The organism is Teichococcus wenyumeiae, from assembly GCF_003696345.1.
GTDB classification, from domain to species: domain Bacteria; phylum Pseudomonadota; class Alphaproteobacteria; order Acetobacterales; family Acetobacteraceae; genus Pseudoroseomonas; species Pseudoroseomonas wenyumeiae.
The window spans coordinates 1-1,355 of sequence record NZ_RFLX01000137.1; the positions used below are offsets into that span (position 1 = coordinate 1).

The window sequence follows — 1,355 nt, forward strand, 5'->3', positions numbered from 1 at the left end:
GCGAGGTTTTTAGAGATGCGGTCATTGGGCGGCTTTCTGGGCCAAGATACCGGTCCTACCCATCCAAAGGAGATCGCGCCATGAGGCTCTATGCTGCACTGGATGTGTCACTGAACAAGACCGCGGTTTGCGTGATGGACCATGAGGGCCATCTGCTTCGCGAGGTCGAGGTGGCGACCTGCCCCGATGCTTTGGCGGAGTTCCTGCGCGGCTACGCGGATGGGCTCGAGCGGGTGGGCCTGGAGGCGGGCCCGATGTCGGAATGGCTGGTCCGCGGCCTGGCCGGGCACGGTATCGAGGCGGTGCTGATGGAGACCCGCCAAGCGCACAAGGCGCTCTCGGCCATGACGGTGAAGACCGACCGCAACGATGCCCGCGGTCTGGCGCATCTGCTGCGGATGGGCTGGTTCCGCCCGGTGCATGTGAAGACGGTGAGTGCGCGCGAACAGCGGGCGCGGATCAGCGCCCGGGAAACCCTGATCCGCCAGCTGCGGGACCTGGAGAACAGTGTGCGCGGCCTGCTGCGAGGCTTTGGCTTGCGCATGCCGCCCCTCCTGCGGGCCGGCTGGGCCGATGCGGTCAGAGCCTTGATCGAGGGACATCCGAGCCTGCCCGTAATCTTCGCGCCGCTGCTGCAGGCGCGGGAGGCTCTGCGCGAGCAACTGGCCAGCCTGGACCGGCAGGTCCGTAACGCCGCGCGGGAGGATCCGGTCTGCCGGCGGCTGATGACCGTGCCGGGGGTGGGTGCCATCGTGGCTCTGACCTATCGCAGCACCATCGACGACCCGGGACGGTTCCGATCCTCCCGCTCGGTGGGTGCCTTTCTCGGGCTGACGCCGAGGCGCTACCAATCTGGTGAAACAGACCGGGTCGGTGCCATCAGCAAAGCAGGCGACCCTGCCGCCAGGGTGGCACTGTTTGAGGCAGCGCATGTGCTGCTGACGCGGGTTGCCCGCTGGTCGGCGCTGAAGGCCTGGGGCATGCGGCTGGCACAACGCCGCGGCACCAAGCGCGCCAAGGTGGCGCTCGCTCGCAAGCTGGCGGGCATCCTGCATCGGATGTGGGTCAGCGAGAGCGACTTCCGCTCCGGCGCCCCGGCTGCTGCCATGGAGGGCTGATCGAGCCAGGACCTCAGCTCATCGAAACGCAGAGTTCGTCCGTCCGCGGACGACGGTGGAAGCAGGCCGTTGGACACCTGGCTGTACCTTCAAGGTGACGCCGCTTTAGAGATCGGCCCTTCCCTCGCATCGGACCGCCTCCTGTGGCTGCCGTCGCGCAGACCACGAACAGAAGCAAGATCCGCGACCGGACGACATCTGCGTTGACCATCCACCGCCCAATGACAGAAGGCGTCC

General features: G+C 67.2%; 1 protein-coding gene. It reads left to right on the top strand.

Translation table 11 applies throughout. The annotated features are described in order from the left end of the window. The first annotated feature begins 80 nt into the window (after positions 1 to 80). Complete coding sequence (locus tag EBE87_RS28215) at positions 81 to 1,118, top strand: IS110 family RNA-guided transposase (RefSeq protein WP_120641274.1); 1,038 nt, start codon at positions 81 to 83, stop codon at positions 1,116 to 1,118. Positions 1,119 to 1,355 lie beyond the last annotated feature (237 nt).

What these genes read in the sequence shown, in the direction of transcription:
- EBE87_RS28215 (WP_120641274.1), top strand. Translation starts at nt 81, where the DNA reads ATGAGGCTCTATGCTGCACTGGATGTGTCACTGAACAAGACCGCGGTT.